25 protein-coding genes and 1 other RNA gene are annotated in these 22,491 nt (G+C 34.9%); 13 read left to right on the top strand and 13 right to left on the bottom strand.

Annotated features, from left to right (window positions below; genetic code table 11):
* Entirely contained in the window at positions 1–900 is a 900-nt protein-coding gene (gene hslO / locus O5639_RS00500) for an Hsp33 family molecular chaperone HslO (RefSeq protein ID WP_269624575.1), read from the bottom strand.
* A gap of 16 nt (positions 901–916) precedes the next feature.
* Complete coding sequence (locus O5639_RS00505) at positions 917–1,543, bottom strand: ABC transporter ATP-binding protein (RefSeq protein WP_269624576.1); 627 nt, start codon at positions 1,541–1,543, stop codon at positions 917–919.
* A 111-nt stretch (positions 1,544–1,654) separates the two neighbouring features.
* On the opposite strand from O5639_RS00505, the gene O5639_RS00510 reads away from it, so the two are divergent.
* The 3 genes from O5639_RS00510 (at position 1,655) to O5639_RS00520 (ending at position 3,682) form a co-directional block, all read left to right on the top strand.
* Positions 1,655–2,104: a DUF3531 family protein gene (locus O5639_RS00510; RefSeq protein ID WP_269624577.1), complete on the top strand. Its 450-nt coding sequence runs from the start codon at positions 1,655–1,657 to the stop codon at positions 2,102–2,104.
* 6 nt (positions 2,105–2,110) lie between these two features.
* The gene (locus O5639_RS00515; protein ID WP_269624578.1) at positions 2,111–2,875 is read left to right on the top strand and encodes a 16S rRNA (uracil(1498)-N(3))-methyltransferase; all 765 of its coding nucleotides are present in this window, start codon (positions 2,111–2,113) and stop codon (positions 2,873–2,875) included.
* A 63-nt stretch (positions 2,876–2,938) separates the two neighbouring features.
* A complete protein-coding gene (locus O5639_RS00520) occupies positions 2,939–3,682 on the top strand; it encodes a TIGR00297 family protein (RefSeq protein ID WP_269625554.1) in 744 nt (247 codons plus the stop codon).
* A 5-nt stretch (positions 3,683–3,687) separates the two neighbouring features.
* On the opposite strand, the gene O5639_RS00525 is transcribed toward O5639_RS00520, so the two are convergent.
* Genes O5639_RS00525 through O5639_RS00545 form a run of 5 tightly spaced genes read right to left on the bottom strand, consistent with a single transcriptional unit; the run spans position 3,688 to position 8,756 of the window.
* The gene (locus tag O5639_RS00525) at positions 3,688–4,335 is read right to left on the bottom strand and encodes a GDSL-type esterase/lipase family protein (RefSeq protein ID WP_269624579.1); all 648 of its coding nucleotides are present in this window, start codon (positions 4,333–4,335) and stop codon (positions 3,688–3,690) included.
* A 24-nt stretch (positions 4,336–4,359) separates the two neighbouring features.
* Positions 4,360–5,910, bottom strand: a complete 1,551-nt coding sequence (locus O5639_RS00530; RefSeq protein WP_269624580.1) for a PhnE/PtxC family ABC transporter permease — start codon at positions 5,908–5,910, stop codon at positions 4,360–4,362.
* A 6-nt stretch (positions 5,911–5,916) separates the two neighbouring features.
* Positions 5,917–6,651, bottom strand: a complete 735-nt coding sequence (locus tag O5639_RS00535; RefSeq protein ID WP_269624581.1) for an ATP-binding cassette domain-containing protein — start codon at positions 6,649–6,651, stop codon at positions 5,917–5,919.
* Positions 6,648–7,559, bottom strand: a complete 912-nt coding sequence (locus O5639_RS00540) for a putative selenate ABC transporter substrate-binding protein (protein ID WP_269624582.1) — start codon at positions 7,557–7,559, stop codon at positions 6,648–6,650. Before O5639_RS00540 ends, O5639_RS00535 begins: the two co-directional genes overlap by 4 nt.
* An 18-nt stretch (positions 7,560–7,577) precedes the next feature.
* Positions 7,578–8,756 carry a pyridoxal phosphate-dependent aminotransferase gene (locus tag O5639_RS00545; protein ID WP_269624583.1) on the bottom strand — a complete coding sequence of 393 codons (1,179 nt, stop codon included), beginning with the start codon at positions 8,754–8,756 and terminating at the stop codon, positions 7,578–7,580.
* A 100-nt stretch (positions 8,757–8,856) separates the two neighbouring features.
* On the opposite strand from O5639_RS00545, the gene O5639_RS00550 reads away from it, so the two are divergent.
* The 4 genes from O5639_RS00550 to O5639_RS00565 are packed head-to-tail and all read left to right on the top strand — an operon-like array spanning position 8,857 to position 12,454.
* Positions 8,857–9,261: a VOC family protein gene (locus O5639_RS00550; RefSeq protein ID WP_269624584.1), complete on the top strand. Its 405-nt coding sequence runs from the start codon at positions 8,857–8,859 to the stop codon at positions 9,259–9,261.
* Positions 9,258–9,821: a uracil-DNA glycosylase gene (locus O5639_RS00555; RefSeq protein WP_269624585.1), complete on the top strand. Its 564-nt coding sequence runs from the start codon at positions 9,258–9,260 to the stop codon at positions 9,819–9,821. The genes O5639_RS00550 and O5639_RS00555 overlap by 4 nt, the downstream gene beginning before the upstream one ends.
* 52 nt (positions 9,822–9,873) lie before the next feature.
* Entirely contained in the window at positions 9,874–11,097 is a 1,224-nt protein-coding gene (gene ispG / locus O5639_RS00560) for a (E)-4-hydroxy-3-methylbut-2-enyl-diphosphate synthase (RefSeq protein ID WP_269624586.1), read from the top strand.
* Positions 11,098–11,149: 52 nt separating this feature from the next.
* The gene (locus O5639_RS00565) at positions 11,150–12,454 is read left to right on the top strand and encodes a S41 family peptidase (RefSeq protein WP_269624587.1); all 1,305 of its coding nucleotides are present in this window, start codon (positions 11,150–11,152) and stop codon (positions 12,452–12,454) included.
* Here O5639_RS00565 and O5639_RS00570 read toward each other — a convergent pair whose 3' ends face one another.
* Together O5639_RS00570 and nadA are read right to left on the bottom strand one after the other, a co-directional pair.
* Entirely contained in the window at positions 12,455–13,009 is a 555-nt protein-coding gene (locus tag O5639_RS00570) for a DUF1543 domain-containing protein (protein WP_269624588.1), read from the bottom strand.
* 8 nt (positions 13,010–13,017) lie between these two features.
* A complete protein-coding gene (gene nadA, locus O5639_RS00575; RefSeq protein ID WP_420063681.1) occupies positions 13,018–13,989 on the bottom strand; it encodes a quinolinate synthase NadA in 972 nt (323 codons plus the stop codon).
* Between the two features lie 62 nt (positions 13,990–14,051).
* Here nadA and O5639_RS00580 point away from each other — a divergent pair, with 62 nt between their 5' ends.
* Positions 14,052–14,894 (top strand): TIGR04168 family protein, encoded by an 843-nt coding sequence (locus O5639_RS00580; RefSeq protein ID WP_269625555.1) that lies wholly within the window; start codon positions 14,052–14,054, stop codon positions 14,892–14,894.
* A 39-nt stretch (positions 14,895–14,933) separates the two neighbouring features.
* On the opposite strand, the gene O5639_RS00585 is transcribed toward O5639_RS00580, so the two are convergent.
* A complete protein-coding gene (locus O5639_RS00585) occupies positions 14,934–15,683 on the bottom strand; it encodes a TPM domain-containing protein (protein ID WP_269625556.1) in 750 nt (249 codons plus the stop codon).
* An 86-nt stretch (positions 15,684–15,769) separates the two neighbouring features.
* Between O5639_RS00585 and O5639_RS00590 the strand changes: the two genes are divergently transcribed.
* Positions 15,770–16,972 (top strand): class I SAM-dependent methyltransferase, encoded by a 1,203-nt coding sequence (locus O5639_RS00590; protein WP_269624590.1) that lies wholly within the window; start codon positions 15,770–15,772, stop codon positions 16,970–16,972.
* On the opposite strand, the gene aroB is transcribed toward O5639_RS00590, so the two are convergent.
* Complete coding sequence (aroB, locus tag O5639_RS00595; RefSeq protein WP_269624591.1) at positions 16,965–18,071, bottom strand: 3-dehydroquinate synthase; 1,107 nt, start codon at positions 18,069–18,071, stop codon at positions 16,965–16,967. The two genes, O5639_RS00590 and aroB, sit on opposite strands and share 8 nt — an antisense overlap.
* A 282-nt stretch (positions 18,072–18,353) precedes the next feature.
* On the opposite strand from aroB, the gene O5639_RS00600 reads away from it, so the two are divergent.
* The 4 genes from O5639_RS00600 (at position 18,354) to O5639_RS00615 (ending at position 21,537) form a co-directional block, all read left to right on the top strand.
* The gene (locus O5639_RS00600) at positions 18,354–19,496 is read left to right on the top strand and encodes a 5-(carboxyamino)imidazole ribonucleotide synthase (protein WP_269624592.1); all 1,143 of its coding nucleotides are present in this window, start codon (positions 18,354–18,356) and stop codon (positions 19,494–19,496) included.
* Between the two features lie 21 nt (positions 19,497–19,517).
* Positions 19,518–19,699: non-coding RNA, 6S RNA (gene ssrS / locus O5639_RS00605), on the top strand.
* Positions 19,700–20,197: 498 nt separating this feature from the next.
* Positions 20,198–20,518, top strand: a complete 321-nt coding sequence (locus O5639_RS00610) for a hypothetical protein (protein WP_269624593.1) — start codon at positions 20,198–20,200, stop codon at positions 20,516–20,518.
* Between the two features lie 194 nt (positions 20,519–20,712).
* Positions 20,713–21,537 (top strand): M28 family peptidase, encoded by an 825-nt coding sequence (locus tag O5639_RS00615; RefSeq protein WP_269624594.1) that lies wholly within the window; start codon positions 20,713–20,715, stop codon positions 21,535–21,537.
* Between the two features lie 112 nt (positions 21,538–21,649).
* Here O5639_RS00615 and O5639_RS00620 read toward each other — a convergent pair whose 3' ends face one another.
* Together O5639_RS00620 and O5639_RS00625 are read right to left on the bottom strand one after the other, a co-directional pair.
* On the bottom strand, positions 21,650–21,982 hold the full coding sequence (locus O5639_RS00620) for a hypothetical protein (protein WP_269624595.1): 333 nt from the start codon (positions 21,980–21,982) through the stop codon (positions 21,650–21,652).
* 347 nt (positions 21,983–22,329) lie between these two features.
* On the bottom strand, positions 22,330–22,482 hold the full coding sequence (locus O5639_RS00625; RefSeq protein ID WP_269624596.1) for a hypothetical protein: 153 nt from the start codon (positions 22,480–22,482) through the stop codon (positions 22,330–22,332).
* Positions 22,483–22,491 lie beyond the last annotated feature (9 nt).

The following is a 22,491-nucleotide window of genomic DNA, read 5'->3' on the forward strand; positions in this document are numbered from 1 at the left end:
TTAATCGATTAAAGATACCAATTCATCCTCGTTAACAAGATAAACATTTTTGCAGAATTGACATGTAAGTTCTGCTTTCCCATCCTCCTTTATCATTTCCTGAAGCTCTTTTTTTCCCAATATCTTCAATGCTGATAGGCTTCTTTCTCTTGAGCATCTACATTTAAAACGAACTTCTTGGGATGTGCTAATAATATCTGAATGTGATTGATCAAGATCAGGAAAAATTTCTTCAATTAGAGAAATAAGGTTTGTCCCTTTTTTGTTTAATAATTCACTAAAAGAGTTAATTTCTTTACATCGATCTTCAAGTAGGGCTATCAATGAATAGTCTCGTTCTGCTTTGGGTAGTATTTGTGCTAAAAGTCCTCCGCTACAAACTATTCCATCTTGATTAATTCTTTCTCCAACAAACACAGCTGATGGAGTTTGTTCAGAATGTAATAAATAGGAAGCTATATCTTCACCTATACCTCCATTAATTAATTCAACTGTGCTGTTGTGCGGTTCACCTTTTCCATCGTCTCTAATAACGTGAAGATAGCCAATACCTGTAGCTTTTTTAAAATCAAATGTATAGTGATTGCTTTTATTTTTAATTAGGTCTAATTCAAGACTTGGATCGCCAACGTAACCTCTCACACTTCCATCTCTACCCGCATCAATGGTTAATCCTTTTAGTGGTCCATTTGAGCTTACCCTCAAAGTCACCCTTCCATGATTTACTTTCATTGAGCTTGCAAGCAATAGACTTGCACTCATGGCCCTACCTACAATTGCAGAAGTTAAATATGAAAGAGAATGTCTTTTTTTTGCTTCTTTTGTTGATTCAGTTGTTGACACGGCGACTAGCCTGATCCCTCCTCTCGCAGCAGTAGCTCTCACTAGTAAATCTGTCATTGATTAGTTGAATTGTTTACTCAGGGATAAGTTGACCATTGTGCAACTCATAATTGTCAGTATTCAAATTTTTAAAAAGTTCAGGTTCATGTGTAACTATTAGAATAGTCTGCTTGTCTTTTAGCTTTGCGAGTAATTCTATAATTCCGTTTCTTACTGACCAATCTAAACCTGCTGTTGGCTCGTCTAATAAAAGTACTTTTGGACTCCTTAAGAGTTGAACAGCAATAGCTAGTCGTCGTTGTTGTCCTCCACTAAGAGATTCTGGTGGCTTTTTTAAATCTAAGTTGATCAACCCAACTTTTGTGAGGGCTGAAATTTGTTCTTCAGTGGTTAATCTCTTATGTCCAAGACGTAATTCTTGAGCCACCGATAATCCAAGAAAATATCTTTCTGGAAATTGAAAAACCAATCCACATAAACACCTGCGCTGACGTGCATTTAGAGTTTTGTTGAACCATGTTATTTCTCCTTTTTGATATCCCGAAAGACCGCTAATGATTTCTACCAATGTAGTTTTTCCACTTCCACTGGGTCCTTTAACTATGGTGATTTTTCCAGTATTTGATTTTAAACACAAATCTTGAAGGATTGGCTTCTCTGCTGTTGAGGGATGGTAATAAATATTTTTTAAACTAAGCATTTTTATTGAGGCTTTGATCAATTAAATAAAGATTTTTCAATTTTATTTAATCAATTTACATTAGATTATGTTTGATATCTTTTGGTTTTTCTTTTTTAAGATCTATTTTTTATGGAAGTTAGATTTCGTGAAGTTGATCCTTTCAATTGTTGGATATGGCTTAGATATTCAGATGTCCCAAGTAAGGGAGAAAAAGAATACGTTGATGGTATTTTTGATTCTTGGTATGTGCTAGGCAGACTTGGGGGATTTAATTCTGAAAATTTGCAAGCGCATGAAATGGGTTCTGATGTCAGTTGGATGAGCTATGAAAATGACGATACCTCTTCTAGTCTTCCATCATTAATGCATAATCTTGGAGAATTTGAATTTAATGAGTGTTGGGCTAGATGTTGGGTAGATTTAGGTACTTCTGACCTCATAGCAATTGATGTTTTGATAAATGTACTAAAACAAATGGATGTTGATGTTGTGAAAATAGAGGAACTAATTATCGGAGGAGTAAATCAAGATTGGCCAGTAGAAGAACATCCTGATTCAATATTTTCTTCAATAGATTAATTTTCTATGGCTAAGAAAATAAGATTATTTATAGATCCAAATCGATTAAGTGATGAAATCGATTCAAATGGAGAGTTGACTTTGACCTCTAATGAATCACATTATTTATCTAGGGTTATGAGGATGAGATCTGAAGATCTTTTAGAGGTTATTGATGGAAAAGGTCACCTTTGGAACGCAAAAATTGTTGAAAAAAAAACTATAAAACTTACCAATGGTTTTGATAAATCTCTTCAAGTCGTTTCAAGAGAGAGACCATTAATAGGCATTGCTGTAGTTATTCCTAAAAAGGGGTTTGAAAACTTTTTGCAAATGAGTTGTGAGATAGGAGTTGATATTATTCAACCATTGATTTCAAAACGATCAGTAGTTAAAGAATGCAATAACGAAAAAATTATTAGATATCAAAAAATTATTCATGAAGCCGTCGAGCAATCTGAAAGACTCTGGAGTCCTGAACTTATGCATGTATTGACATTTCCCAATTGGATAAATGATTTGCCTTCCGAAGCTCAAATAGGATTTGCCACAACTCGCATTAAAGAATTACAGGATTGTGTGAATTGGCTAAAAGAAACACCACATACAGTTAATCAACTTTGGGTGGTTATTGGTCCAGAGGGAGGCTGGGATAAAGATGAAGAGGTATTGGCTCTCGACTCTGGCTTGTCTGGGGTGTCTATGGGAGAAACTATTTTGAGGACATCAACAGCTGCCGTAAGTGCCTGTCAGCTAATGACTTCATGGAGAAGACTTAAATCATCCCTTTAAGATTGAATATTTTTGATCATAAAACCGTCTATTGTTTAGAAACAGGCATGCTGATTAGGAATGATGGCTAACTTCTCTTTTATTAGCGGTATTTGGATTAACGCTTTTTTGATAAATTTTTTATTGATATTTTTGGGACATAGACTTCCGTTTTTAACTAAGAAAGGTTGGATTCATGCTGGAATACTTGGAACATTTTTATTAGGATCTATTGGTTGGAATGGTTGGATATCAGTTTGTGTATATCTATTGTTGGGAACTTTAGTTACAAAAATTGGATATAAAAATAAGGCTTCTCGAGGGATTGCTGAATCCAGAGGTGGTAAACGTGGCCCTGAAAATGTGTGGGGGTCTGCCGCAACAGGTTGCTCACTCGCCTTATTAAGTTGTCTTTGGCCAAACTTCTTAAGTTTATTCATGGTGGGTTTTGCTTCTAGTTTCAGCGCAAAACTTTCCGATACTTTTTCAAGTGAAATTGGCAAAAGATTTGGTAAAAGAACTTTTCTAATTACGACTTTAAAACCAGTATCACCAGGAACAGAGGGGGCAGTAAGCATCGAAGGTTCGATGGCTGGTTTGTTAGGAAGTTTTATCATGACTGTGTTTATGCTTAATCTCTCGATCATTTCTGGACTATCTGTTGCTTTTATAGTCTTCTTCTCTGGTTATGTAGCAACTTTTTTGGAAAGTTATATTGGAGCAGTGGTTCAAAATAAGATTGATTGGATGACTAATGAATTAGTTAATTCTATCCAGACATCTATAGCCGCTATTATTTCTATCTTTTTATATTTGAAGTTTGTTTGAAATATTTATTTTAAATCAGCCCACTTCTTTAGTGCTGGCCATTCGCTAATTTGCTCATAAATCCATTTATGACCCTTAGTATTTAGATGTATTCCATCTGATGAGAGTAATTCTTTAAATGATAATAGGTTGATCATTTTCTCATGGATAGATAAAAATGGGACATTTAATTCTAAGCAAGTTTCTTCAATTTTATTTTCATATATAGAACAAGCTTGATTTGAATACCAAAGACATTCTGCGAAAGGCATTGAGTCTTCATTAACAGGGGTTAATCCAAGAACCATTATATGTACTTCATTCTTGATTTCGTTTACTAATTGTTTTAAGCCAAATTTAAAAGCATCTTCGGAAAGTTGGGGCCTGCCATCTTTTCTTCCAATTCTAGCTGTATCATTTAACCCAATTGATAGCAAAATACCTTCAGGAACTTTTCTCCTTAACTCTCCCCTTGTTGCCCACTCATTCTTATATCTTATAGCAACTTTCTCTAATCCATCTCCTCTTACTCCAAGAGAATAAATGATAGGGGCACCATCTAAATTTAACCAGTTTTTTCTTAATCTCTCAGACCATCCCCCTCCCTCTAGATCTCCCCATCCGTAAACTCCACTATCTCCTATTATGATTAATTTTTTCTGATATTTATTCATAAGTCGATATGTTGAATAAACTAATTAACTAATGAAATTGTTGGTTGAATTCTTTAACCAATAATTTTGAGAAGTGTTAAATAAAAATTCTCCTGACATTGTTAATAAAGAGAAAGTAGCAGTTATTATCATGACTTGTACCCAATCGAATGAGCTTAGTGATTCCTGTAATTGCCACCCTAATCCTACTCCTCCGACTGCACCTATAATTGCTGTTTCTTTTAGGATTACGTCACTTCTATATGCTCCATAAGCTAAGTAACTATTACTTTGAGGGGCTAATATTCCATAAAGTGTTGCTGATTTTTTGCTTGAACCATTGCTTTTAATTGCTCGATAAATACTTTTTTCTTGATTTAGTATGTTATCTGTAAGTAATCTTCCCATGACACCCATATGCGTGATTCCTAGTGATAATGCGGCTACAGATATATTAGGATTAGTAAAAAGAAGAATAAGTATAGTGGTCAATGGAGGAGGTATTAATCTCAAGAAGATCCAAATAAGATTTTGAACTTTGAGAGAGAATTTACCTGGGAATAATACTAGTAAAAGTGGAGGTGTCCCTATTGCAATCCCAGACGCGAAAAAAGTCATTAAAATTGTTGTAATGATTAGTTTAAACAGAGGTAAGGTATTAAATCCATTTCTTATCTCTAAGAATGAAGGTAAATTTAAATAAGAAAAGCTTAATGGAGTAAATATCTCAAAATTGAGATTATAAAGCCAACTAATACCTAACGATATAGATAGTGAAAATATTGAGATTGAGATTAAGAAAGAATTTTTCAAACTAATATTTTCAGATAAATAACTTCTTGAAAATCTTATAAATTTCTCTAATAAAATCATTACTAACCAAAGCATCCACAAACAAGTCCACATTTCATTGAATTCAAAGGATTTTAAAGTTAAATATAGTTCCGTTCCTATACCTCCTAATCCAAATATTCCAAGTAATGTTACACCTCTAATTGCACATTCAAATCTGTAACTTCCATATGTAGATACGATAGGTATTAATCTAGGTAGTAGAATAGTTATAAATGAGCTCATAATATTAGATCCAGTTTGCTTAATTGCTATTAAAGGTTGTATGTCAAAACTATCTAGTTGTTCTGAAATTACTCTTGCTGTTAAGGCTGAATAGGGTATTACGATAGATATAATTGCCACCCAAATATTCAAACCAAAAATTTGTATAAATAGCAAGCCCCAAACTACTTCATGTATTGATCTTGGAATTGCTAATGAGTATTTTATGAATTTACCTAAATAAGAAAATTTAGGAATACTTTTCCAAAATAAATCTGTAGATAGTACACCTAAAAGAATTCCAATAAGCATACTTATGACCCAGCTAGTTAAAGCAGTAGCAATTGTTATTTGAAGTCCTTCCCATGCGCTTTTAATTATTTCTTGATTGAACGATGGTTTTATGGCTGATCTTATGAATAGCAATATGACATTTAGACCCCCAATATGAAATCCTTTGATGATTTCTATTAGAATGGGAATGTAGGCTATTGATGGGATTAATGTTAATAAAGTTGATACTGGTTTTATTAATTTCATTATGAATTAAAATAGCCAATCAAACTCTGATTGATTAATATTATTAATTTCTCTATCTATTACAATTTCTCCATCTTTTAACCCAATAACTCTATTGAAATTATTTATTAAATTTATTTGGTGAAGACTTATAAGTATGGTCTCAGGGATTTTAATTCTAAGATAATTTTTTTGATTAATAAATAAATTTAAGATATTTTTTGATAATAGAGGATCTAAATTTGAGAAAGGTTCGTCTCCAAGAAGAATCTCTGGTTCTTGTCTTAAAAGACGAGCAATTTCTATTCTTTTTTTTTGCCCACCAGAAAGTTTATTTATATAGGAATAAATAGTTTTTTTTGGCAGAGAGACTGCGGCTAGGCATTCTTGGCATAAACCTTTATCTAAGACTCCTAGGAGATTTTTTAAAGCCCATATGAAATTGTGTTTACCCAATGCACCGCAGTTTATATTCTGAGCGACATTTAATTCTTCTATTAAAGATAAATCCTGCCATATAGTTCCTATTTTTGACGATTCAATATTTGAGATATTCTTAATGTGAGAACCTTTCCACATTACATCCCCTTCGTTTGGGATTAGTGATCCATTCGCGATCGAAATTAATGTACTTTTACCAGAACCACTCTTGCCAATAAGCGCAATCTTCTCACCTTTATTTATTGTTAAATTAATATCTTTTACTCTAATACTTTCTTTACTGCTATGGCTTATATTCTTTAATTCTAGTAACTTAGTCACTTAATCTTTCCAATTTTTCTACCTATCTTTTCTATTCTATTATAATTTTCGTTTTTTGATATTATAAATTTCTTTGCGCTAAATAATTCGAGAATTTGTTTTTGTCTTTTTGACTTTTCATTGAAACGTAAAAATACATTTGTAAGCTCTTTCGTAAAACCTTTATTGAACTTTTTATCTAGGTTTCCTTGAGCAAGCCAATGATAATTATGATAAGAAGGAGTCTTCCACGTCACAAAGACTTTTGAGGGATCCACGCGTCCTCTCTCAAGATTTCTCTTCCATACTTCTTCGCTAAGAGCACCTGCCTCATATGAACCACTTTGCACAAGTATTAATGTTGCATCGTGACTACCACTAAAGCCTGGGCTTCCACCTTTGAAATCTTTAAGTTGAACACCTGCTTTGTTTAAAAAATATTGTGGCATCAATCTTCCTGATGTTGAACTTTCAGAGCCAAAAGTAAAACGCTTGCTTTTCAGTGTTTTTAAGTCATTTATGTTATTTATTTTTTGGATTGAACTTTTCTTGTTTGCAATAAAAACACTATGGAATTTTTCATCAATATCTCTTTGTGCTATTACCTTGGATCCTTTGCGTTGAAGTCTTGCTTGTACACCCGTTAAAGCACCGAACCATACTAAATCTAAATTCCCGGTCCTAAAAGCTGTGACAGCTGCAGCATAATTAGTAACTGGTATATAACGGACTTGAACATTGAGCTGCTCGCTTAATTCAGAGGATAATACTTTATATAAACGATTCAGGTGCTCTGGGTTTTGATCTGGTATCGCCCCAATGAGAAGTGTTTCCTCTGCTTTTAATGAATCAATATTAGATAAATTCAATATTGATAAAAGAGCAATCGTTATTTTCGTGATTTTGATTGTTCTTGGCGCTTGATGCATTTTTTTTTATTTAAAAATCTAAAAATCATTTAAAAGTCTTTCTAATCTATCAACTCCATCGTTAATCATTTCATTTGAAGATGCATATGAGATTCTTATGCATTTGTCATCTCCGAAAGCAATCCCTGGAACTATTGCTAGGCCAACCCTTTCTAGTGCCAATTTACAGAAACTTATTGAATCGATATCCTCTAGATTAATTTCTGGGAAAACATAGAAAGCTCCAGTAGGAGGGACAAAAGAAATATTTTTTATTTTTTTTAGTCTTTCTATTATCAATAACCTCCTTTTGTTATAAATTTCTGCCATTTCATGAACGCAATCTTTTGAGCCCTGTAATGCGGCAATAGCTCCTTTTTGAGCAAAACTACAGACATTGCTTGTGCTTTGACTTTGTAAAGCAATGGCTTTCTTTATTACTTCTTTATTTCCTGTTAGGTATCCAATCCTCCAGCCAGTCATTGCCCATGCCTTTGCAAAACCGTTGACTGTGAAAATTCTATTTTTTAAATCTGGTGCTATTTTTGCGAAACTGTGATGAACTTGATTTGGAGAAATAAGAAATTCATAAATTTCATCACTCATTAAAAAAATTCTTGGATGTCTTCTTAAAAACTCAGAAATAGTATTCATTTCTTGCTCGGTTAAAACGCAGCCTGTTGGATTACTTGGAGAGTTAATAATTAATAACCTTGTTTTTTCAGTTACGTTTTCTTCAAGAGAATTGATATCTATTTTGAAATTATCTTTAGTTGAAGATTTAATTTTAATTGGCTTGGCACCAGCTAAAAGGGTTATCTCTGGATAACTAAGCCAATATGGTGCAGGTATGAGGACTTCATCTCCAGGATTTAAAACTACCTGAAATAAATTGTATATTGCTTGTTTCCCTCCATTTGTTACCAAAACATTGTCTGTTTTTGTGGGAACTTTATTAATATTTGATTGCTTTTGGGCAATGGCTTCTCTTAATTCTGGATCTCCAGCAGCAGGTCCATAACGAGTTTTTCCATCTTTTAATGCTTTTAGAGTTGCATTGATAATAAATTCTGGGGTATCGAAATCAGGTTCTCCAGCGCTTAAACTACAAATGTTTTTTCCTTCAGCTTTTAAAGCCTTAGCTTTTGCGCTGATCTCAAGAGTTAGAGAAGGTTTTATTGAGAGAGCTCTTTTAGATATCTGTGATTTTTCAGTCATCTTCGAAGCATAACTTCAAAATGTTTTTCTTAGATTCACTTTTAAAGTGAATTGATCTAATTACAAACTTACTACTTAATCAGATACTTGCATGCCTTTGATGAACATAAACTTTGTAATTGCTTCTGAAAACCCTAAAGAATTGTCTGATTTTTATGCCAAGGTCAACTCTGACAAGGCAAATAAAGGTTTTAATGCAACTCATTATTTTATTTCAATAAATAATCGATCCAAAATACATTTTTATCGACCTAATGAGAATCATGAATGGCAAAGGAAAGGAAATTCAACCTCATTATGTTTTCAAGGTGAACCTTCTGAAGATCCATCTAAAATGATTGAAAGGTGGATTTCTGAGATATTAAAAATAGGAGGTAGTGTTATGGGCATACCAAAATTGGCAAACTTTGGAGCTGAGCAATGGATTCTTGATCCAGAAGGTAATAAATTCTTGATTTTAGTGCCGTACCTTTCAAAAGGATCAGATTTGGATGTTCTGATGTGAATAAAAATAGCGCCCCTGATAAAGACTTTTCTGAAGTTTGTAATTTAAGCAATTCTATAAACAAAATTGTTGTATCTCGGGGCAACCCCTTAGCTAAGTTGATGATTATTGGAGAGGCCCCAGGAGCAAAGGAGGAAGAGCTGGGAGAACCTTTTGTAGGAAGGTCTGGAAAATTACTTGATAAATTGCTTCAAAATGTAGGAATTGATATCAACCAGGATGTTTATTTTTGCAACGTGGTCAAATGTAGACCACCCCAAAATAGACGCCCAACAAAGGCTGAAATTCAAGAAAATCTTCCCTGGTTGTATCAACAAATAAAACTTGTAAATCCCAGGGTAATAGTTCTAGTTGGAGCAACAGCACTAGAAGCGATTTTGAAAATCAAGTCTCGTATTAGTATCCTCAGGGGGAAATGGATTGATTGGGAGGACAGACTTGTTATGCCTGTTTTCCATCCATCTTATTTACTTAGGAATCCATCAAAAGAGGAAGGTAAACCGATGAGTCTGACTAAATCAGATTTTTTAAAAATCAAGGAAAAAATTGATTTTTTATAATAGCCCTTAAATATGTCATTCTTATTTATTAAAGAGGCTCAATTGTTAACCCATGATTGCGACCCTGGAAAAGAATATGGAAGGAAATAATCTCTCTCAGCGATATAGCACCAGAATTATTCGTAGAGATACTAGACCAGTAATGGTAGGTGATATAGGTATCGGTGGAGATAATCCAGTGCGTGTTCAATCAATGATTAATGAAGATACGATGGATATTGAGGGTTCAACGGCCGCAATAAGAAGATTGCATGAAATAGGATGTGAGATTGTTAGATTAACTGTTCCAACTCTTGCAAGTGCAAAAGCTGTTGGAGAAATAAAAAAACTTCTAGCTAGTACTTATCAACCAGTTCCATTAGTAGCGGATGTTCACCACAATGGAATGAAAATTGCTTTAGAGGTGGCTAAGCATGTAGATAAAGTGCGTATAAATCCAGGATTATTTGTTTTTGAAAAACCAGATCCTAATAGAACTGAATTTACTCAAGATGAAATTGATGTAATTAAAGATAAGATCGTACAAAAATTCGAACCAATTGTTAATACGCTAAAAGAACAAAATAAGGCCCTCAGAATAGGAGTTAACCATGGCTCTTTGTCTGAAAGAATGTTATTTGCTTATGGAGATACTCCCTTTGGAATGGTTGAATCAGCTATGGAATTTATTCGAATATGTCATTCATTAGATTTTCATAATATTGTAATTTCGATGAAGGCTTCTCGAGCACCAGTGATGCTCGCTGCTTATAGAATGATGGCAGACACAATGGACAAAGAGGGATTTAATTATCCTCTGCATTTGGGTGTAACTGAAGCCGGAGACGGGGATTATGGAAGAATTAAAAGTACGGTAGGTATAGGTACATTATTATCCGAGGGTATTGGAGATACCATAAGAGTTTCTTTAACAGAGGCGCCTGAAAAAGAAATACCAGTTGCATATTCAATTTTACAAGCAGTTGGTTTGAGAAAAACTATGGTTGAATATATTAGTTGTCCTAGTTGTGGTAGAACATTATTTAATTTAGAGGAAGTCGTAGCAAAAGTTAGAGATGCTACTCAACATTTAACGGGTTTGGATATTGCTGTAATGGGGTGCATAGTTAATGGGCCTGGAGAGATGGCAGATGCTGACTATGGTTATGTAGGTAAAGGTGTTGGGACCATTGCTCTATATAGAAATAGAGATGAAATCAAGAGGGTACCTGAGGATGAAGGTGTTCAGGCCTTAGTTGATTTAATTAAAGAAGATGGCAAGTGGGTAGACCCTTAAAAACAGAATATAGATTTTAATTGTTTATTATTAGAAAAATTATTTGATAATTATGTTGAAGAGATTTTTAAAAATATGTTTATTAATAGCTGTTTCCCCTTTACCATCTTTTCCCTTCCAGGCCAATTCTTCTACTTTGATTACTAACAACCCAAAGGAGATTATTGATCAGGTATGGCAAATTATTTATCGCGACTTTTTGGACTATTCAGGGAAATATAAGGCAGAAGATTGGATTAAATTAAGAAAGGAAATACTATCAAACAAATATTTTGATAATGACGATGCATATATTGCCATAAAAGACATGTTGACTGGATTAGATGATCCTTATACAAGATTTTTAGATCCTAAAGAATTCAATGAAATGAGAATAGATACAACTGGTGAATTGATGGGAGTCGGTATTCAAATTTCTCTAGATGAAGCTACTAATCAAATTGTTGTTGTGGCACCAATAGAAGGAACACCAGCTTTTCTCGCAGGAATAAAACCTAAAGATATAATTGTATCTATAGATGATAAGCCTATCGAAGGCCTGAGTATCGATAGTACGGTTAGACTTATTCGAGGTAAGAAAGGGACGAAGGTTGAACTAGGTATTATTAGAGAAGATGAGTTGTTAAATATCTCATTAATACGAGATAGAATTGAAATTAATGTAGTTGATAGTCGAATAAATAATACAGTTTTAGGAGCGAAAATTGGTTATCTAAGGTTGAAACAATTTAATGCAAAATCTCCAAAAGAAATGAGTTTATCGATTAATAAGTTAGAAAAACAACAACCTTTTGGTTATGTATTAGATCTTAGAAGTAATCCTGGCGGTTTGCTTGAGGCAAGCATTGAAATAGCTAGACAATGGATAAATACAGGAATTATTGTTAGTACTAAAACAAAAGATGGTATTACAGATATTAGGAAAGCAAACAGTAGAGCCTTAACTAACAGACCAGTTGTAGTCTTAATAGATGAAGGATCTGCTAGTGCTAGTGAGATTCTCTCTGGTGCAATTAAAGATAATAAAAGAGGAGTATTAGTTGGGCAAAAGACTTTTGGTAAAGGACTAGTTCAGTCTGTAAGGTCTCTTTCTGATGGCTCAGGTCTAACAGTTACAGTTGCTAAATATTTAACACCAAGTGGTAAAGATATTAATAAAAATGGAATTGAACCTGATATTAGAGCAGATCTTTTGTTAAATGATAAAAATAGATTAACAAATGCAGATTTAGGAACTTTAAAAGATAGTCAATATGTTGCAGCTGAAAATATATTACTTAAAAAGTATAAAATTGAAAATAATAAAAATTCTTATAACCCCTTAAAATCTAATTTAGGTTTCGCCCTGAAGAAATAGTTACAACTTATCAATTCTCCTATATCCATACCAGTCAGGGATAAGATCTTCACTTCTTTCTTCCGGATCTGGTATTAGATTTATTTCCCAATTCTTTATTTTTATAGGATGCAAATCTTCAACTTGTTCAAAATAATTTATAGCTGAGTAGTCATCATTATGTTTGTTTTTTAAAGCTGAATTCCAATTTTCTTTGGCTTTTTTCTTTGCCTCAATAGCTTTTTTTGCGACAATTAGATTGAATTCATGTTCTTCATACATCCTTTTTGGATTGTAACCACCTAAATTAACAAACCAAAGTTTTAAATCTTCTATTTTTGGAATAATTAAATTATCTTTATTTGATTTAGATAAGACTATTTCATATCCATCAACATATTTAATACACTTATAACTATCAATATGAAGTCCGCTTATCTTTCCTAACCATTGTTTTCTAAGTTCAGGGAATGTATCCTCAATTGATGCACCTAAAACCCATCTTACATCGTGTATTTCTATATTGCTTTTTAAGCTTCTTCCCCCTAAAACAACAATAAAAAGGGATAAATTCATCAGAAAAGTTAATTACTCATATCCAACATCTTTTTGAGTGGCTTGTAGGCCATTGACCTAACTTGCTCGTCCATGTGTAACTCTGGATTCATTTCTTTTAGACAATTTAATACTTTTTCTAAGGTATTCATTCTCATGTATGGACATTCATTGCAACTACACCCATCTAGACCAGGTACTTCGATATATGTCTTTAAAGGGTCTGTTAATCTCATTTGATGAATTATTCCTGGTTCAGTGAGAACGATAAATTTTTCATTCTCACTATTTTGAGAGTAAGTCAGCAATTTGCTTGTTGATCCTATGAAATCTGCCAGGTCTAATAGATTTTCTTGACATTCTGGGTGAGCAAGAACTTCAGCGGATGGGTTCTTTATTTTTAACTTTATAAGAGATTCTTCATTAAAAGTCTCATGTACTAGGCATCTCCCAGGCCACAATGTTAATTTTCGACCGCTCTCACGTTCAACCCATCTACCTAGATTCCTATCGGGTGAAAATAAAATTGGTAGATCTTTAGGTAATTTGTTTACCAGATCAACTGCGTTACTACTTGTACAAATTAGGTCGCTTTTTGCTTTTACCGCTGCACTACAATTTATATAGCTGATAGCAAAATGATCAGGGTGTTTGTCTAAGAATTTTTGGAAGTCATCAGGTTGGCAGTCATCTGCGAGTGTGCATCCAGCATCAAAATCTGGAAGAAGAACAGTCTTATTTGGGCACAATATCTTTGCTGTTTCAGCCATGAAATGGACGCCACAAAAAACAATAACGTCTGCTTTTGTCTCAGAGGCTTTTCTGGATAATTCGAGTGAATCTCCAATGAAATCTGCAATATCCTGTATTGCAGGCTCTTGATAGTAATGAGCAAGAATTATTGCGTTTCTTTTTTTACGCAAAAAATTTATCTCTTCGATGAGATTTTTGCTTTTATTTGAGACTGATCTATCAGTCTTGTAATAGGAAACAGTAGTAATTAGTTTCCAATTCAACGTGTTGGGGCAGTATAGAGGGTAATTTCCAAAAAAATCTGACAGATATCCGAATTGCTATCGCTGGAGATTTACATGGGTCATGGAGTCAGGATGATCTGGATTTGCTTTTGGAACTGAATCCTGATGGTGTTTTATTTGTTGGTGACTTGTCTGATGGTGATTTAAGGATTGTTCGAGCTATAAATAAAATTTCTATTCCCACTTCAGTAATACTTGGAAATCATGATAGAGGTAGAGATGGATCTGGCGATGTTTTAAGAGCCCAATTGGATTTATTAGGTGAAAAGAATTGTTCATGGAAATTGTCAAAATGGGCACTGAATGAACTTTCTGTCGTTGGAGCTAGACCCTGCAGTGGAGGTGGAGGTTTTTTCTTAACAACAGAAGTTAAGTCTGTATTCGGGGAGGTCAGCCTTGATGAATCTGTTTTTAGGATTGTTTCTGCCGCCAAATCTGCCCCAATAGATTTCCCTTTATTAATACTTGCTCATTCGGGACCAGTTGGTCTTGGATCAGAGTCTTCAAGTCTTTGTGGCAGAGATTGGAAATTGCCATCAATGGATTGGGGAGATAAAGATCTTGGTATCGCAATTGATCAAATTCGTAAATTTAGGGTTCCTGATTTAGTTGTTTTTGGCCACACTCATCATCAGTTAAGAATTGGGGGGAATCGAACTAGAAAAACTTTTGCTCAAGATCTATGGGGTACTTCATATTTAAATGCTGCGTGTGTTCCAAGAAGAGGTATTGATTCTGCAGGTGAGAATTTGTGCCATTTCTCTTGGGTTGAGTTTTCTAATGGCAAGCTTGTTCATGCATCACACAGATGGTTTAGGAATGATGCATCAATTGCATATAAAGAGATATTGTTAAACAAAGAAAACTAGTATTTAGTCGATTTTTATTTTCTTAATAATCAATTAATTTTAACTTTGTTTTTTTAAATCAGGATCCTTAAATTTTCTTTCTGCAATTAAATAAGCACCAATTGCAGAGCCTATAAATCCCAAAACATTTCTCATTAAAGGCAAAATGTCATTAGTTCTTGTTACCACAGGAGCAATGCCGAAAATTCCAAACAGCATTATCCAAAGAGGGGAAAGGAGCAAAAGCCATCCTATTGAAAATGATTCATTTTCTTTTCTTGGCGAGGCTGCGAAACCTGCAATAATTCCTCCCAACAAGGAGGTCAATAATGTCCATTGCCATTGTTCCTTGGGTAAACCAGGTACAACTTCACAACCACCACGGTCTAAACAGGTCTCCACCGCTTGTATTGAAGCTAATATTGCACCGTCCTCTCCATTATCTCTTACATAAAATTGGTTCCCAAACCTAGTTTGTAATTCCACCCAAAATATTCTGGGCATTAGTGCAAAATATGCGTCTCCAACATTAAAACTCAATAAATTCCCTCCTCTTGGATCAGCGATTATAAGTAAACTTGTCTCATCAAGATCCCAATACTCTTTAACTGCTAAACCAGGGGTTTGTTCATATTGCGACAAAACCCTTATTTTCCAGCCATTTTCTTGTTCATAAGAATTTAGCGAGTTCTCCAAGTCTAATCTTTGCTTCTCACTAAGAGTTTTTGCAAGATCAATTATTGGTGTTTGTTCTTTTGGTAATAGTTCAGGATTATCGTAAGCATATGCTCCACCTACCATTAAAAACATTATTACGAGTCCCATGCAAAAAATTATGGCTCTTTTAAATGATTTCTTCATCATGTGCACGATTTTCTCTGAGGGTATTCTCTATCATGATTGACCCGAGCGCGAGATGTCCTGAATGGTTGGTCGATCGCATAATTGATGGTGGCGGTTCAATAAGTTTCTACAGTTATATGAATTTAGTTTTAAATGATCCTGAAAATGGATTTTATTCAACAGGAAGATTGAATATTGGTAGGGATGGAGACTTTTGCACCTCACCATCTTTGGGTATTGATTTCGCACGTTTATTAGCTATTCAAGTTGTTGATTGGCTTTTCGATCTAGAAAAATCAGGAATTGAATCCGAATTGCTTTCTCTTGTTGAGATTGGTCCAGGAGAAGGAACGTTATCAAGAGATTTGATAGTGGCTATTGCGGAAATTGCACCTGCTTTAATCGGTAAAATTGAGCTTGTTTTAGTAGAATTAAATGTAGGGATGAGGGAACGACAAGAAAAAGTAGTTAATAACTTAGAGGGTACTAATTATCGCTGGAGCAATATCGAAGATCTTATTTCAAGGCCAGTAACAGGTGTAGTGATTGCTAATGAGGTTCTAGACGCTTTCCCAGTAGAGAGATTAGTTTTTACAGAAAATAAGGTTTTTAGACAGGGAGTTTCCTTGAAAAAAATAAATGATGAAAATTTTTTGGAGTTTGTTGATCTCAGCCCTACTTCAGCGATTATGAAGTTTTTGAAAGATTCGAGTAGTCTTTTGAATATTGAGTTCCCACCAAAAGATATTTGTAATAGATGGGTCACAGAATGGCATTGTGATGTACCTAGTTGGTTTAGGAACTTGTCTAAGGCTGTAATTAATGGCTCATTATTAGTTGTCGATTATGCGATGGAATCGAAGCGCTATTACAACGCAATGAGAAAAGACGGTACTCTTATTTCCTATAGTAATCAAGAAGCAAATCCTAATATTTTAAAAGATGCTGGCTTGTGTGATCTAACAGCTCATTTATGCATTGAATCAACCATTAATTATGCACTGAAAAACGGATGGAAGTTTATGGGTGAGACTAGGCAGGGACAAGCTCTCTTAGCATTAGGACTTTCAAGTTTTCTTTATTCTCTTCAAAATACAAAGAGTAATGATCTTTCTGCTGCATTAAATCAAAGAGAGTCATTATTGAGACTTGTTGATCCGATGGGACTGGGGGAATTTAGGTGGTTAGCTTTCCAGAAGGAAACTAGTAATAATCTAATTTTACGAAATCGTTTTCTTGAAGATCCAATTAGCTAAGTTTTTGTAAGCATTCGTGTATCTCTTTATTAGAGATATTATTAAATAATTTTACATCACCAATTTTTAATGGCATAACAAAACTCACTTTACCATTCTTCACTTTTTTGTCTCCTTGTAGTGACTCTAGAACACTGTCTAGTTCAAGCCCTGGCCATTTGGTAGGAAGACCAGCTTTCTCTATTAATTTTTTCTGTCTTTTAGCATCAATCTCTCTCCATAATCCCCTCTGAACCGCTAACTGACCGACTGCGATCATACCCATTGCTACTGCCTCACCATGGAGCCATTTTCCATAACCACAAAGATTTTCTATTACGTGGCCAAATGTGTGTCCGTAATTTAAAAAAGCTCTAACTCCACTCTCCTTTTCATCTTTTACGACAATTTCTGCTTTAGATGTAGTAGAACGCTTAATTACTTCTAATAGCAGTTTCTCTTTTATTCTTGAAAGATCAGAAATATTATCTTCTCTCTCAAGAAGCTCGAAAAGTTCCAGGTCTGATATAACTCCATACTTTATTATTTCTGCCATACCCGCATTAAATTCTCTTGTTGGGAGAGTTGATAATGTTTTGGGGTCTATTAACACCAATTTAGGTTGATGAAAAGCACCTATTAGATTTTTGCCTTTTGAGTGATTTATGCCCGTTTTACCACCAATAGAAGCATCTACCATGGCAAGTAATGTCGTAGGGATTTGGACTACATGAATTCCACGCAACCATGTAGCAGCAGCAAAACCAGTCATGTCTCCAATTACACCACCTCCAAGGGCAATCATTAATGATCCCCTCTCTAATCTGGCTTCATAAGCCGCATTGTGAATTAAATCAATAGAAGATTGATTTTTTTGCTCTTCTCCTGCTTTTAATATTAAAAGCTTCGGAATGTAGTTACTTTTCTTCAGACTTTTAATTATGCACTCAGAATAATGATCTGAGACTTCTTTATTGGATACGACTAAAATTTTTAGTCCTTTCTTGAAACCAATTTTACTTAGCTCATCCCCTATGCATTCAAGACTACTTTTCCCTATTACTATTTCGTATGGATTGGTGGTTAAAGAGACTTGAATATGTAGGTTGTCTTTATTCACAGTTCTGAGGATATAAGGCTATTGATGATTTTTTGCTAAATCATCAAAATAATAATGTAATTATATGGTTGATTAATACATTTCATAAACCAATGATATGTGTTCGTATACGTTCAGTATTTATTCCAAGATCAAAATAATCATGTAGTCGAATATTCTTTAGGTTGTGCATGAAGGATGTTTTTATTAAAATTACAATTTACACTTGTTTCTGTTTGCTTGTACGAAATCTTTGTTGTGTTTTTTTCTTGTGCGAAACTCTAAAAATGAGGTTTTGAACTAATGATTGGGGTCGTGGGTGGAGGACAGTTGGCAATGCTGCTAGTCGAGGCTGGGAAGAAAAGAGATATTGATGTCATTGTTCAGACCACGAGCAAAACTGATTCTGCGGCTAAAAAGGCAAAGCAAGTGATTTTGTATGATCCTAAAAATGCAGGAGGTACAAAACTTCTTGCGGAAAAGACATGCTTGATTACCTTTGAAAATGAGTGGATTGATATCTCAAGCCTAATTGACATTCAAAATAAAGGTGTTTCTTTTTTTCCAAAGCTTCAATCTATAAGACCTTTAATTAATAAAATAAACCAAAGAGAGTTATTAAACAGTCTTGATATTCCCTGCCCTGATTGGTTGCCGATACCTCTAGTAAAGTCACCAGAAATTGATCTTCCAGCCAATTGGGGGTTTCCATTAATGGCAAAAGTCGCCAAAGGTGGATACGACGGTAAAGGAACAAAGATTATTAAAAATATAAAACAACTGGAAGAATTTCTTGAGTCTAAAACAGAGGGGCAATGGATGTTAGAGAAATGGGTCCCTTTCGAAAAAGAATTATCTATTGTTTCTAGTAGGGATTCAAAGGGAATAGTTCGTAGTTTCCCAATCGTAGAGACTTACCAAACTAAGCAAGTATGCGATTGGGTGTTTGCTCCAGCAGAAATTAATCATGACGTTGAACTAATGGTAAAAAATATCGTATCTTCCTTGCTTTCTGAGTTGGATTATGTGGGTATTATTGCTATCGAATTCTTTTATGGATCTGAAGGATTACTTGTGAATGAAATAGCTCCAAGAACTCATAACTCAGGTCATTTTTCTATTGATGCCTGCAACAGTAGTCAGTTTGATCAACAAATTTGTATCACATCTGGTATCGATGTCCCCAATCCTGAAATGCTTAGTAATGGAGCTTTAATGGCAAATTTGCTTGGCTTGCAAACTAACTATCCAATATCACTCACTCAGAGGTTTAATAATTTAAGGGGTATTCCTGGCTTAAATGTTCATTGCTATGAAAAAGAAGAAAAAAAAGGAAGGAAGCTTGGTCACGTTACTTATCTATTGAATAATCAAGATACTTTGTCTAGAAAAAAAGAAGCATTAAATATTTTAAAAAAAATAAGGTCAATTTGGCCTACCTCTTGATGATATCTTGTTTAAATTGTTCAGGTACTGCTTTGTTGGTATAGGCCTTTTCAAGTGCTCTGATCTGACTCTCTTTCGATATGGGGAAACTGTCGTGAAAGCAACGTAGACCAGCTTGTACTGGAAACGAAGCCTCATTTTGATTCCCCCTCTGGTTCTTCCAGGTCGATGCTTCTTGGGCCATACGGCAAGGCGGTACTAACCCTTTAAGTCATTGCTATGACTGGGTTGGTTGATTAATAATAATCTCTTCTCTTTAGGTGGTCCTACCAAGAGGTCCTACCAAAATGTCCTACCAGTGGTCCTGCCAAATTCACTAAAATTAAACTTCTATCTCTAAAGCATTGCGAGAATTGCATACAGATAGAATTTATTTGAAAAATCCTAGAGAGAAACGCTCTGATTATTCACTTGATTGTGGTTATTCCTACGTGATCTATTCTTGCTGGTCCTACCAGGTTAACCTCTTAAATTGCCTGTAATGCAGCCTTTTGTATTGAATGCTTGGTTGGACCACTCTCTTGCTTTGCGTGGCCTGTGATCCGTTCTGGGACTCTCTCAGGTATTCTGCCTGCCTCTTGTTCTCCTGGTGGCCCCTATGGGGGCTATTGAGTCCTGCTCGTGCACTTAATACGATTTCAGAAATGTTTGCCAAAAATCATATGCTTTCTATTAGAACCTCTTCTTGGTGGATAATTTAGATGGTCAAATCAACTCTTTACCCTGCATTAGCTGTTATTAGTACTCTTTTGTTGGGTTCGTTGGTTCTAAGACTTGGTCCTATTGAGCGTGACGCAAAGCTTAGATTTGAATGTATTCGATTATATGCAATGGTTGGAGAAACAGAGGCAAATAATTCTTCTCCTTGGTTTGGGAAAAGCACTAATCAACCCGAGCTTCAATTAAAAGAAATTTACAAGCAAGTGCAGAAAGTTGCTCGTATAAGCAATCTTCCTTGGAAACCATTACTCGAAAAGAGATCTTCAAAAGGTGTTGGTGAAGCCTGTAAGGTTTATCGTTGACGGCAAAAACAACAAAGTGTATCGCTCACCAATGACGAATTCAGACCAAGTGATGCATACTCGGCTCAAAGAAATTCTTTTCTACGTCAATTAAAAATCTAATCACTCCTAAGTGAGCTCTCGTTAAGAGGGCTTTTTTTATTGCCCAGTTCAAATCGTCCAAATCTAGTAGTCCATTTAATTAGTTATTAATCATGAATAAACAACAGCTCCTTGTGGATCTCAAGGAACTTGCTATTCCTCGTCATTCAAAATGGGATCCCCTTGGATTAATGAGTGTTCGTATTTATGTCAAAGACCGCCTTTCCTTTTATGGAGATGTTGTCGAACATTCATTCAAAGAAGGATCAGAAGAAGGTGTTAATTACATTCTCAAATTTCCAGGTCAAAATCCCAATGTTGATCCAATACTCATTGGTGCTCACTATGACGGACCAATTAAATCTCCCGGTGCTGATGACAATGCAAGTGGTTTAGCTGCCTTATTTGCACTGGCTGAGTATTGGACAAATAACCCTCCTATAAGACCGATATGGTTGGTTGCCTTTGATCAGGAGGAATGGGGAATGCTTGGTAGTAAAGCTCTATCCAAAGAGTTAAAAGCAGCTGGTCAAAAGCTGAAGCTAATGGTCAGTCTTGAGATGATTGCTTTTACCTCTAAGGAGCAAAATTATCCATTACCTGCAATGAAAAAACTATTTGGAGAGATAGGTGATTTCATTGCACTAGTAGCCAACACAGGTTGTGCCTTAATGCTTCCTAAGTTGTCATCAAGCATGGGAAAGTATGTCCCAACTAAAGTTCTTCCTGTCCCTTTAAAAGGAGATGTTCTCGCTGATGTACGTCTTAGTGATCACAGCCCTTTTTGGGATCAGGGGTATAACGCAATGATGATTACTGATACTTCATTCCTTAGGAATCCTCACTATCACGAACCTACCGATACTGTTGAAACTCTTGATCTGGAGTTCTTCTATAAAGTGATTGAAGGACTACTTGAAAGTTTGTCGAGACTTTAATTAATAGATTTTCGCTAATTAATAGGAGGGGGTGATTCCCTCAAGCAATCATCAGCTTGAGCAAGCACAAAAAACTCACTAGCATTTCCGAGATTCTTTTTGCTATGAATGATTATTTGTTTTTTGAATCGTATAGATCCTGCCGAACCATGCAAAATGCCATAAACCAACACACCAAAGATTTGGCTAGAATGTATGCCAATATATTTGTATCGCTAGGGTCACCACCAGAGCCACCAGCAAAAATAAATGCACCTATCGCTCCTAACCACATGAAGTTGGTGAGATACTTTGTCGCTAGGAGTGCACACAAAAAAACAATAGAATTAGGAAAAGTTAAATTTGGAAAGTAGTAGACGAGCATTGTCATGATGGTCATGACTAAAGCTGCTCTCAGGACAATCTTTATTTTTGGAAGTTCTAATCTCATAAACTTATTATGCATTAAACGTTTTATATCCTTTTCTAGCTGAGCTAGTTCAATCAGGGATTAGATAAAAAAGACTGACTAACCCTTATCAATATTGTTTTTACTCAAGATACGTACTATACGTATTTACTTCGTTAACTGATAAGTAGAAGGATGTGTTTTAGATATGATCTACTTCGCTTCGCTCAGATCATAAGTAAAACATAGATTTTTTGTCTTATTTAAACGTCTAAATTTAACTTCACTTTCCCCTCTCCCTGTATACATGGCCTACCGCTGCCTCCCCCTGTATAGGTGGCCTACCGTTACTTTTCCTGTATAGATGGCCTATTGGGTTAAATCTAATTAGAGACTAAGAATTCTTAGCTTTCTTCTTCAATAGGGTCCTTTAAAAAAACTTGCGAAGACGTAATAGGAATATCAAGGACATCCCACACATCACAATCAACAGCCTGTTCTAAAACATGAATTGAGCTATCAGCATGAACAATTGTTTGAAAACCTGCAGGACCCAATAGACGGAA

It is taken from the genome of Prochlorococcus marinus str. MIT 1214 (assembly GCF_027359355.1).
GTDB lineage: Bacteria > Cyanobacteriota > Cyanobacteriia > PCC-6307 > Cyanobiaceae > Prochlorococcus_B > Prochlorococcus_B marinus_F.

Coding starts and splice junctions, on each gene's coding strand:
- hslO (WP_269624575.1), bottom strand. CDS start 900: ATGACAGATTTACTAGTGAGAGCTACTGCTGCGAGAGGAGGGATCAGG.
- O5639_RS00505 (WP_269624576.1), bottom strand. CDS start 1,543: ATGCTTAGTTTAAAAAATATTTATTACCATCCCTCAACAGCAGAGAAG.
- O5639_RS00510 (WP_269624577.1), top strand. CDS start 1,655: ATGGAAGTTAGATTTCGTGAAGTTGATCCTTTCAATTGTTGGATATGG.
- O5639_RS00515 (WP_269624578.1), top strand. CDS start 2,111: ATGGCTAAGAAAATAAGATTATTTATAGATCCAAATCGATTAAGTGAT.
- O5639_RS00520 (WP_269625554.1), top strand. CDS start 2,939: ATGGCTAACTTCTCTTTTATTAGCGGTATTTGGATTAACGCTTTTTTG.
- O5639_RS00525 (WP_269624579.1), bottom strand. CDS start 4,335: ATGAATAAATATCAGAAAAAATTAATCATAATAGGAGATAGTGGAGTT.
- O5639_RS00530 (WP_269624580.1), bottom strand. CDS start 5,910: ATGAAATTAATAAAACCAGTATCAACTTTATTAACATTAATCCCATCA.
- O5639_RS00540 (WP_269624582.1), bottom strand. CDS start 7,559: ATGCATCAAGCGCCAAGAACAATCAAAATCACGAAAATAACGATTGCT.
- O5639_RS00545 (WP_269624583.1), bottom strand. CDS start 8,756: ATGACTGAAAAATCACAGATATCTAAAAGAGCTCTCTCAATAAAACCT.
- O5639_RS00550 (WP_269624584.1), top strand. CDS start 8,857: ATGAACATAAACTTTGTAATTGCTTCTGAAAACCCTAAAGAATTGTCT.
- ispG (WP_269624586.1), top strand. CDS start 9,874: ATGATTGCGACCCTGGAAAAGAATATGGAAGGAAATAATCTCTCTCAG.
- O5639_RS00565 (WP_269624587.1), top strand. CDS start 11,150: ATGTTGAAGAGATTTTTAAAAATATGTTTATTAATAGCTGTTTCCCCT.
- O5639_RS00570 (WP_269624588.1), bottom strand. CDS start 13,009: ATGAATTTATCCCTTTTTATTGTTGTTTTAGGGGGAAGAAGCTTAAAA.
- O5639_RS00585 (WP_269625556.1), bottom strand. CDS start 15,683: ATGTTTTTAATGGTAGGTGGAGCATATGCTTACGATAATCCTGAACTA.
- O5639_RS00590 (WP_269624590.1), top strand. CDS start 15,770: ATGATTGACCCGAGCGCGAGATGTCCTGAATGGTTGGTCGATCGCATA.
- O5639_RS00600 (WP_269624592.1), top strand. CDS start 18,354: ATGATTGGGGTCGTGGGTGGAGGACAGTTGGCAATGCTGCTAGTCGAG.
- O5639_RS00610 (WP_269624593.1), top strand. CDS start 20,198: ATGGTCAAATCAACTCTTTACCCTGCATTAGCTGTTATTAGTACTCTT.
- O5639_RS00615 (WP_269624594.1), top strand. CDS start 20,713: ATGAATAAACAACAGCTCCTTGTGGATCTCAAGGAACTTGCTATTCCT.
- O5639_RS00620 (WP_269624595.1), bottom strand. CDS start 21,982: ATGCATAATAAGTTTATGAGATTAGAACTTCCAAAAATAAAGATTGTC.